The organism is Methanoregula sp., assembly GCF_002835825.1.
Classification (GTDB): Archaea; Halobacteriota; Methanomicrobia; order Methanomicrobiales; family Methanospirillaceae; genus Methanoregula.
Genome location: NZ_PIZH01000437.1, coordinates 1 through 1,716 on the forward strand (window position 1 = coordinate 1; position 1,716 = coordinate 1,716).

Annotated in this window: 1 protein-coding gene; it reads right to left on the reverse strand. The window is 51.3% G+C overall.

Going from position 1 to position 1,716, the window contains the following annotated elements; translation table 11 throughout:
* The coding region (locus tag CW742_RS11990; RefSeq protein ID WP_292420685.1) for a hypothetical protein at nt 1-1,569 on the reverse strand (1,569 nt) is incomplete at its 3' end.
* Nucleotides 1,570-1,716 lie beyond the last annotated feature (147 nt).

The window sequence follows — 1,716 nt, forward strand, 5'->3', positions numbered from 1 at the left end:
GCGTTGGGATCCCAGAAGAAGAATAGCCAGGAACGGCGTCAGCCACACAAGGTAATAGGTGCCCATCACCTTGTTGCAGAGGAAAAATATCAGCACACTCAGGAACAGGACATAGGTCAGGGTCACATCAGATCCATCAAGGTGCCGGAAATACCAGTACAGGAGGATGCACTCTCCAAGAACCATGATGATGGGGAAGAGGTTGCTATAGACCTGAAGGTGGAGAAGCGAGGAGAAGATCGTATCTATATAATAGACAAAACTGTGGGCTTCCGGTTGTCTTACGATATGGAAGCGGTATGTTTCAATGAACTTCCCTGTATTGAGCAGAACGAACGGGAGCATACATGCCGCTGCCGCCAGAATGGATACTACAACTCCATTCCGGAAATCCTTCATATCCCGCCCATTCTTCAGATTGGACAGAAAGAAAACAGGGACGCAGGCAAACGGGAACCATTTCAGCAGAACGCCTGCTGTTGCGGAAAGGTACGATGCCATTTCCTTCCCGTGGATGAAGCAGCAGAGCGATAATACCAGAAAGAATGTCGGGATGATATCGAACAGGATCGGGATGAAAAATGCCGTGGAAATGGCTGTTGCATACAGGAGACCGGCACGGAATGCATGGTCCTGCCCGAAAAACCGTGCTGCAAGAATATAGACACAGGCAAGAGTTCCCAAATCGAATAGCAGGTTCATAATTCCAAAGGTGAACAGGAACCCCGTAAAATCCGGGCCGGTCAGAAGGGGGAGATATGCTATGATAAGCGGGATAAAGAACAACTGCGGGTATTCTGCATAATAGCTGATATAGGGAAATCTTCCCTGGAATATCGAGTCTGCATACCAGTAATACAGCGTCATATCCCCGGTGAGGATCTGTCCAAGTGCAGGAAGGGCTGCCGAGATGACCAGCAGCTTGACCACAAGACCGGTAAACGCAAGGATGACGAGATCCTTTTTCAGTGTCTGCCACCCGATCCCTTTGAGAGGAACGCCGACGAAGAGAACGGGTGAGGCGGGACTTCTCGGGGCCTCTGTCACCTGTGAAGGCAAAACCCCTGGAGAATTCCGGTATGCCCACCAGCCGGCAAAAAGGATGAACAGGATCCCGGCAGGAACAAAGATTGTTCCGGACGGGTCTGTGGCAACAGCATATCTGACAAGGCCTGAAATAAGGAAGAGAACTCCCGAAATAAGAAGGAGCCCTGGCGTCCATGCAAAAAACTTCTGGTCCATTGTCCAGAGACCGCGGAGCGTCAGAATGAATGCCCCCACCAGACAAAGGGTAGCAACGAGCCATACGATAACCCCTGAAACCAGTTCACCGGGGAAATTGCCGGTCAGGATGCCGATGATTTCTGCTGAAAGCGGGATGAGGAGGGTATCACTGCCCGCCATCACCTGACACCGGAACATAGCCCACTGGAGACAAAATGCCTGCCCGGGACCAGACACTTCGATATACTGGGGGAGAAAGAACGCGATATAGGGCAGGAGCAGCAGTGGATTCCGGTCAGTCGCCATGAGAGTATTCTCTCTATTCTTCTCTCTCGGATCGTTCATGATTGTATCTGCTTTTAATTACGGGACGCGTTGCAGTCCCTGAATCATAAAACTCCGGCTCGCTGGCCCCCGGCTCCTGCAATGCACCAGCATCAGGCCCACGTAATCCCAAACGACCACAACATGACCGGAATCATGATCGAACCC